Origin of the sequence: Desulfococcus sp. (genome assembly GCF_050178255.1) — a bacterium.
GTDB classification, from domain to species: domain Bacteria; phylum Desulfobacterota; class Desulfobacteria; order Desulfobacterales; family Desulfococcaceae; genus Desulfococcus; species Desulfococcus multivorans.
Genome location: NZ_JBFXGG010000119.1, coordinates 1 through 8,771, shown reverse-complemented (window position 1 = coordinate 8,771; position 8,771 = coordinate 1). Strand labels below are relative to the sequence as shown.

General features: G+C 59.4%; 5 protein-coding genes and 1 pseudogene. 1 reads left to right on the top strand and 5 read right to left on the bottom strand.

Features of this window, described 5'->3' with window-relative positions:
- Nucleotides 1-377 (top strand): annotated as a pseudogene (locus tag AB7S84_RS14880) (ABC transporter ATP-binding protein); the annotation flags it as partial.
- A gap of 29 nt (nucleotides 378-406) precedes the next feature.
- Here the strand turns inward: AB7S84_RS14880 and AB7S84_RS14875 are convergent.
- The 5 genes from AB7S84_RS14875 to AB7S84_RS14855 all read right to left on the bottom strand — a co-directional run.
- Nucleotides 407-2,059, bottom strand: a complete 1,653-nt coding sequence (locus tag AB7S84_RS14875) for an acyl-CoA synthetase (RefSeq protein ID WP_020877221.1) — start codon at nucleotides 2,057-2,059, stop codon at nucleotides 407-409.
- Between the two features lie 19 nt (nucleotides 2,060-2,078).
- Nucleotides 2,079-3,329 carry a thiolase family protein gene (locus tag AB7S84_RS14870; RefSeq protein WP_020877220.1) on the bottom strand — a complete coding sequence of 417 codons (1,251 nt, stop codon included), beginning with the start codon at nucleotides 3,327-3,329 and terminating at the stop codon, nucleotides 2,079-2,081.
- A 15-nt stretch (nucleotides 3,330-3,344) separates the two neighbouring features.
- Nucleotides 3,345-5,159: an acyl-CoA dehydrogenase gene (locus tag AB7S84_RS14865; protein WP_020877219.1), complete on the bottom strand. Its 1,815-nt coding sequence runs from the start codon at nucleotides 5,157-5,159 to the stop codon at nucleotides 3,345-3,347.
- 105 nt (nucleotides 5,160-5,264) lie between these two features.
- Nucleotides 5,265-6,122, bottom strand: a complete 858-nt coding sequence (locus AB7S84_RS14860) for a 3-hydroxybutyryl-CoA dehydrogenase (RefSeq protein WP_020877218.1) — start codon at nucleotides 6,120-6,122, stop codon at nucleotides 5,265-5,267.
- Nucleotides 6,123-6,743: 621 nt separating this feature from the next.
- A partial coding sequence (locus AB7S84_RS14855; protein WP_428155402.1) for a sigma 54-interacting transcriptional regulator occupies nucleotides 6,744-8,771 on the bottom strand: 2,028 nt, incomplete at its 5' end.

Below are 8,771 nucleotides of genomic sequence, written 5' to 3'. Positions count from 1 at the left end.
AGTTGACCCGCCGCACCCTGGTCATGCACCAGGGGGTGATCGGCTGCGACGTGCCGACCCGGGAATTCATGCGGGACGAGGCCCTGGGCAGCCTCAACGGCCTCGCCTTCACCTACCGGCGGGACTGCAGCGGCGCCATCCGGGAGCTGCAGCACGAACACGAGCACAGCCACCCTCACCGGCACCGCCACGAACATCCCCACCGTCACGGCGGGATGGTGCACACCCATCCCCACGAGCACGTCCACGAACACCCCCACCGCTTCGTTCATCGGCACGACGGCGGCGACAAAGCCCACGACCACGCGCCCCTCCGATACCACGAGCACCCCCACCCGGGGCACGACAGCGAACCTCACGACCACGAGCATCCGTGAGCCTGAAGTCGCCGGATGGCAGCCTTCGGCTATTCTTCCAGAAACATGTCCTTGTAGGTCTTTCGCATCTCGCGCTTCAGGATCTTGCCCGTGGGCGTCTTGGGGAGCGCTTCCATGAAGACGATCTTTTTGGGAACCTTGAAGGGCGCCAGATGTTCACGGCAGCGTTGAATGATCTCTTCTTCGGTTATCGTCTTTCCCTTCCGGGGAACCACAACGGCGGTGACCGCCTCCACCCACTTGGCATGATCCACGCCGATGACCGCAACCTCCTCCACCCGCTGGTCCTGATAGATGATTTCCTCCACCTCCCGGGTGGACACGTTCTCGCCGCCGGTCTTGATCATATCCTTTTTGCGATCGACTACGGCAACATACCGATCCTCGTCCAGGATCCCGATGTCCCCGGAGTGGAACCACCCGCCCCGCATGACGTCCTCGGTCTTTTCCGGATCCTTGAAATACATGATCATGGCATGGGGTCCCCTGCCGCAGATCTCCCCCGGAACGCCCGGGACCTCGACGGCATTGCCGAGATCGTCCTCCAGGCGGGTCTCCATGTTCAAACCGCCCATGCCGGCCGATCCCAGTTTTGACAGGGCGTCTTCGGCTTTCAGGATGGTGTGGTAAGGGGCCAGCTCCGTCTGGCCGTAGTAGTTGCAGATACCGGCCCCGGGGAGGCGTTTCAGCATCTCCTTGAGGATCTCCACCGGCATGATGGAGGCGCCGTAGTAGCACTTTTTCAGGGAGGACAGATCGTATGTGTCGAAATCCGGATGGCGCATCATCCCGATCCAGACCGTGGGCGGGGCGAAGAACATGGTGGCCTTGTGGGAAGCGATGGTCTTCAGGATATCGCCGATATCCGGGGCCATGAGGACATTGGTCCCGCCGACCCAGAATATGGGATTCATGAAAACGTCCCGCTGGGCACAGTGATAGATGGGGAGCGCATTGACGTTGATGTCGTCCGCACCGTATCTCCCGTCGATGATGGCCCCCATGTACTCGGCCATGAGCGCCTGGTTGCTGATGATCACGCCCTTGGGGAGAGACTCCGTGCCGCTGGTGTAGGTCATCTGGCAGGGATCCTCGATCCGGAGGATCACCCTGGGCTCCTCCGCCGGACAGGCTTTGTACCAGGTCTCGAAATTCATGAACCGGTCGTCCGGCGGGGCCTGGCCGGCCATATCGTCGGACCAGATCAGATTCCGCACCGTCTTCATGCCGTCCAGAACATCCGAAACCAGGTGATGCAGGGCATCTTCGACAACGAACACCCGGCTTTCGGAGTGATCGATGCAATAGGCGATATCCTTGCCCTTGAGCAGGTAGTTGACGGCCAGGTAGATCGCGCCGATCTTGCAGCACCCCAGCCATGTCAGCACATGATGGATGGTGTTGTGGGCCAGGATGGCGACACGGTCGTACTTCTTCACGCCCAGGTCCGCGAGGCCGTTGGCCACCCGGTTGCTCGCCTCTTCGAGTTCCCTGTACGTCATGGATTTTTCGCCGAAGACGACGGCCGTCTTGTCCGGATAGTGATAGCAGCTCCTCCGGATCATATCCGCGATGACCCATCGGTTCACCCGGTTGTAGCGGTTCATGAGAAAATCGAGGTTCTCCCTGTTGAGCGTGCCGTACCTTGATTTGTCCTCTGCCGATAGTGATGGTGTCTGCATTATCATGTCCTCCGGTTCATTACATCATTTCCAGTACAACGGCCATCGAGACGCCGCCGCCCCCGCAAAGGGTGGCGAGTCCCAGGCTTTTGCCCTGCTGTTTCATGCCGTGGAGCAGCGTCACCATGATCCGGCAGCCGGTGGCGCCCACCGGGTGGCCCAGGCCGATGCCGGATCCGTTGACATTGGTGATCTCACGCTTGAGGCCCAGTTCCCGTTCGCACCCGATATATTGGGCGGCAAAGGCTTCGTTGAGTTCGACCCGTTCGAAATCCCCGATCGTCATACCGGTGTTTTTCAGGAGGTTCTTCACGGCGGGAACCGGAGAAAGTCCCATGACCGTCGGGTGACAGGCCCCCCGGGCCGATGCCCTGATCCTGGCGATGGGCGACAGGTTCAATTCCCCGGCCTTTTCAGCGGACATGATGATCATGGCCGCGGCACCGTCATTGAGGCCGCTGGCGTTCCCGGCCGTCACCTTTCCGATCTTCGGGACAAAGGCCGGCGGCAGTTTCTGCAGTTGTTCCAGGGTGATGCCGGGGCGGAAATGCTCGTCTTTGTCAAAGATCACCGGCTCTTTTTTTCGCCGGGGCACCGTCACCGGCACGATTTCCGCCTGGAAAGCCCCGTCCCGGGTGGCCCGCTCGGCATTGTTGTGGCTTCTCAACGCCACCTCATCCATCTCTTCACGGCTGATGTTCAGGTGCTGGGCCACCAGCTCAGCGGTCTGGCCCATGATATAGGGCTGCCCCAGGAACATGTCGGCAGGGGATTTATGGGTGTCGACCGGGCTGTCTTCGGAGAACGGGATGAGGCGCGAACCGCACTGGAGCGCATGAATCAGGGCGTCCTCAAAGGCCTGATCCTGAAGACGACACCCCCATCGGGCCCCGGGAACGACATACGGCACGCCGGACATGTGTTCGACGCCGCCGGCGAGGATAATGTCGGCCATGCCGGCCTGGATCATGGCCATGCCCGAAACGGCGGCCTCCATGCCTGAAATGCAGACCCGGTTGATGGTGACGGCGGGGACCGCATCGGGGATGCCCGCCAGGAGGGCGGCGACGCGGGTGACATTCAGGGTGTCGTGGTGCTCCATGCAACACCCGAATCGAACGTCGTCGATCAAGGCCGGATCGATGCCGGCCCGCTCCACCGCCGCTTTCATGACAATGCCGCCGAGCTGGGCGCCGTTCATATCCTTCAATGTTCCGCCGAAGGACCCGATGGCCGTTCGGCAGGCTGAAACGATGACAACATCCTTCATTTTTCCTGTCCTTTCTTATTTTCCGGCAAAAGCGTCATCGGGGATCTCCACTGCGATACCGTCCCCGCGGAGAATCACCGCCATCCTGCCAAGGCTGACGGGCAGCACCGTCCGAATGAAGAACCGTGCCCCGGCGATCTGTCCCTCATAGAAGCTTGCGTCCTTCGATTTTACCCCTTCCCGGCGCTTTTCCGCAGCCACGAGCGCCCGCCAGAGCAGCATCCAGGCCATCACCACGTCGCCGGTGACCTCCATAAAGCCATAGGCATGGGCGAAGGCCGTCGTCATCCGCTCCGATCCGGCCATCAGGCCGATGTGGCGGGCCGTCTCCGTCAGTTGGGTGCAAGCCGCCGCCGTCTCCCCGGCCAGTTCCGCAAGGTCGGGGTGATTGCCCGCGGCGTCGAGGGTTTTTCGGATTTCGGCCGTCAGATCCCCGAAGGCCCTCCCGTTGTTCAGGCCCAGCTTTCTCCCCAGAAGGTCCATGGCCTGGATGCCGTTGGTGCCCTCGTAGATATGGGTGATCTTGCAGTCCCTGAGATACTGTTCCTGGGGATACTCCCGGGTGTACCCGTATCCGCCGTAAATCTGGACGCCCTGGCTGCACACCTCGAAGGCCCTGTCCGTGACATAGCCTTTGGCGATGGGAATGAGCACATCGATCAGCCCCTGGTACCGGGCCTTTTCAGCCGCGTCATCACTGACCCGGATCATATCCTCGCACCACCCGATGTAGAAGAGGAGGCTCCGGCATCCCTCGGTGACGGCCTTCATGCCGAGCAGCATCCGCCGCACGTCCGGATGCTGAATGATGGGAACGCCCGGCGCATCCTTGCCCGGCGCCTGGAGGTCACGCCCCTGAACGCGCTCCCGGGCGTAGTTCAGGGCGTTCAGATACGAGGCCGAGGCGCACCCCAGGGCCTGCATGCCCACATCGAGGCGGGCCTCGTTCATCATCACGAACATGGCCCGCATGCCTTTGTTTTCCTGCCCCAGGAGCGTTCCCCGGCAACGCCCTTTGGCGCCCAGCGTCATGGAGCAGGTGGGGCTGCCGTGAATGCCCATTTTTTCCTCGATGCCGGTGCAGACGATGTCATTGGGCTCTCCGAGGCTGCCGTCGTCATGGACCCATATCCTGGGCACCAGGAACAGCGAGATCCCGGCAGTCCCGGCCGGAGCCCCCTCGATCCGCGCCAGGACCGGATGGATAATGTTTTCCGCGAGGTCGTGCTCTCCGCTGGAGATGAAAATCTTGTTGCCGGTGATGCTGTAGGTGCCGTCGTCGTTCCTCACGGCCGTGGTCGTCAGCGCGCCCACGTCAGAGCCGGCCTCGGGCTCCGTCAGCAGCATGGTCCCGCCCCACTCTCCGGAGTACATTTTTTTCAGATAAAGGGCCTTCTGCCGGTCCGTACCGAACTTTTCCACCAGCTTCCCGGCGCCGTGGGCCAGCAGGATGGTCAGAACAAAGGGGAAATTGGCACCGTGAAAATAGTTTTTCGCCGCCAGGGAGACGGTCGTCGGCATCCCCTGGCCGCCCCACCGGGGGTCGTCGGACATGGCGATCCACTCCCCTTCCCTGAAAAGGGCGTAGATCCGGTGAAAGGCCTCCGGAACCGCAACCCTGCCGTTTTCAAAGGTGCATCCCTCCTCATCCCCGGCTTTCAGGGCGGGCAACATCTCCTTGACGGCCAGGTTGCGGGCCTCGGATATGACCAGGTCCACTGTTTTTCGGTTGAAATCGGCAAACCGTTCATGCCTGCACAGGTTTTCGACCGCCAGTTGCTCGTGAAGTACGAAATCCACGTCCCTGCGGTCCGCGATAATCTGGGCCATAATGCCTCCAAATATAAATTCATCAAAGGTTCAGACTGAAGGGGCATCAACGCTCCATTCACCGCGGACGCACCCCTTCAGCCTTCAGTCTTCAGCCTTCAGCCTCTACTTCCTATAATCGTAGAAACCCTTGCCGCTCTTTCGCCCGAAGTGACCGGCCCTCACCATCTTCCTCAAGAGCGGCGCCGGACGGTATTTGTCCTCTCCCAACTCCCGGTGAAAGCCTTCCAGAACCAGGAGCAGCGTATCCAGGCCCACCATGTCGGCCAGGGCAAGGGGGCCTATGGGGTGGTTGGCGCCCAGCATCATCGAACGGTCGATGTCTTCGGCCGATGCGATCCCCTCGGCGAGGACAAAGACGGCTTCGTTGATCATGGGACAGAGAATGCGGTTGACGGCGAATCCGGGGGCCTCCTTGACCTCCACCGGCGTCTTTCCGATCTTCTCGACAAATTCCCTGCTGAGGCGAAGGGTCTCATCCGAGGTGACAAAGCCCCGGATCAGCTCCACCAGTTTCATCACCGGGACGGGATTGAAAAAATGCATACCGATCACCCTTTCGGGACGCTTGACGGCGGCGGCCATCTCCGTGATGGAAAGGCCGGAGGTGTTTGAGGCGAAAAGGGTATCCGGCCGGCACAGGGCATCGAGTGCTTTAAGAACCTCTTTTTTGATATCCATCCGCTCGATGACGGCCTCGATGACCAGGTCGGCATCCCCCGCGGCCGCTTTCAGGTCGGTGGTGCCGGTAATGCGCGCCATGATCTCGTCGGCGGCGGCCTTTTCCATCCTGCCTTTGGAAACGCTCCTGGCCAGATTGTTCCGGATGATCTCCATCCCGTTATCTACAAAACGATCCTCGATGTCGCGCATGGTCGTTTCAAGACCCGCCTGCGCCGATGCCTGAGCGATGCCCGCGCCCATAATTCCCGCACCGAGCACGCATACTTTTCCGATGGTCATTTTTTTCCTCCATTGATCGATTCAGGGTTCAGCCGCCACACAACACGCGGCTTCCGGTAAACAAAAAGAAACCGTTGCTTTTCAAGCCGCTCATAAAAGCAAAAGCTGTGCCTCCAGTCGGAGGAAATATTTTTATATTTTCAAATCAAACAGTTATAAAAATAGAGGGGAGAAAAGGAGAGCGGGAGCTGGTGGGTTGTTTGTTACCCATTCACAAAACAGATTTACCGTAACGTATTTAAAAGACGATCAAAAAGCGTCTGTGAGGCATAAATGACCCGATTGAGTAAAGAATAACTCACTCAACTTTCGACTTTCATGGGCCGGTGCCGGGAGGATACGGCCCGCGCCCCACGCGGTTTCGTTCAAGTGCCGCTAAAGCTTGCTCCGGGCGGCCCGGAAACTCGCTGCGCTCAAACAGTCCGGGCCGCTGATCCGCCGCGGCGCTTAAGCCGCACTAAAACTCACCGCTGAAGGGGCACGGACCGTATCCTCCCGGCACCTCTTTCCGGTTACCATCATGAAAGTCGACAGTTGAGTGAAGACTGAAAGGGCCTGAACGTTCCCTACGTCACAGATGCACCCCTTCAGTCTTCAGCCTTCAGCCTTCAGTCTCTATCTTCAGGAATTCCTGCGGATGCCGAGACGCTTGATTTTCAGGTAGAGCGTCTTTCGTCCGATACCGAGAAGCGCGGCGGCCTCGGTCCGGTTCCACCGACACCGCTCCAGGATGTCGGCGACATATTTTTTCTCGAAATCCATCACGGCATCCCCAAGCCGGCCCTGGGTATCCCGGGCATTGTCCGTGGCGCTCCGGGCGCTCGCCGATCCGTGTCGGTACGGATCTCCCGGAAAATCGAGTGAATTGAGACTGACATAGCGCTGGACCGTATTTTCGAGCTCCCGGACATTCCCCGGCCAGTCATAATTGTGCAGCATGTTGAGTTCAACAGAACTGAATTTCACGAGACCGGACGGATCGTACTTCTTGAGAAAAGCATCCGCCAGGAGCGGAATATCCTCCCTTCGCTCACAAAGCGGCGGCAGATAGATCGGAATAACATGGATCCGGTAAAAAAAATCCTCCCGTATCCGGCCCTGCCGACGCAGCTCCGCGAGGTTGCGGTTGGTGGCCGCGATGATCCGGACATCGGGTCTTCGGGACTCGAGGGCGCCAATGGGGATATACCCCCCGCCTTCCAGGACCCGGAGAAGTTTCACCTGCATGTCTTCGGAGATTTCCCCCAGTTCATCCAGGAACAGGGTGCCTCCGGCGGCATGATCGAAAAATCCCGGTTTGTCTCTATCGGCGCCGGTAAATCCCCCCTTTATGTAGCCGAAAAACTCGCTTTCCATCAGGTCCCGCGGAACGGCGCCGCAGTTGACCGGCACAAATCTTCGGGCGCCGCGCTCGCTCATGTCGTGAATGGCTCGGGCCACCAGTTCCTTGCCGGTCCCGGATTCGCCGTAGATGATGACGTTGGCGTCCGTTGCCCCGGCTCTCAGAATCATCTCGTATACGTGTCGCATGACCGGGCTTTTGCCGACGATATTTCCGAAATGACGACTTTCCTTGAGGGCTGAACGCAGGCGCTGATTTTCTTTCTGAAGAAATGCATCCTTCTCTTTGACGGCGAGTTCGGCCTGCTTCCGCTCGTGGATGTCGATGACGACCGTCTGCTGCCCCGTCACCCCGTCTTCCCTGTCAAGAACAGGGGAGCTGACGGCGTAGCACCACCGGCTGTCCCCGGGTCTCCGGAATTCATATGTTACCGTTTCGCCGGTAAAGACCCGTTTTTTCTCACACCACTCGCAGGGGGCATTCAAGCCGTATATCGTCTGATAACAGCATTCACCCGTCCCGTCCTTGCCGATAAAACGCTTCAGTGCCCGGTTCATGAAAGAGACCCGGTAATCCGACGAACAGATGTAGATGAACCCTTCAAACGCCTCCACAATGCCGATCAGCTTCGATTCGCTTTCCAGCAGACTGCGTCTTGCCTGTTTGAGAGAGCTGATATCGAGAATCGAGGCCACGCTGCATTCCGTACCGGCGATCATTTCCACCCGGGCAACGACGTGTTTCCGGCGCCCCTCCCGACCGGAAAGGATGAATTCGTACTCCATGGGGACATGCCCGGCCAATTTTCTTCGATTAAAATGGTAGGTCGTCATTCTGTCGAGATCTTCCGGATCGGCAATGATGGCGGACCATTTCATCCTGCCTTCAATCTCATCCCTGGAATACCCCGTGAGCTTCTGAAATCCGGTGTTGGCCAGGGATATGGTCATATCCTTCTCGATGATGATGGTTGCAGAGCCCGTATTTTCAAAGACGCTCCGATAACGGATCCTGCTCTCCGCCAATGCCCGTGAGAGGGTTTTCCGGTCGCCGACGTCCTCGACAAACGCCACGATATGCTTTGGCAACCCGTTCTTTTCCCGAACGATCCGAACATGGATCAGCGCGTCCATGACGCCGCCGTCTTTTTTGCAGAATCGGCTTTCGATATCCAGGAGGCGCTTCCGTGCCGACGTCGCGGAGAGGAGTTCTTCGCGTCGGGCGAGATCCACCGCAATAGGATGGATGCCGGAAGCGGCTTCCGCTACGGAATCGTATCCCAGCATCCGCGCCAGGGCCGGATTGGC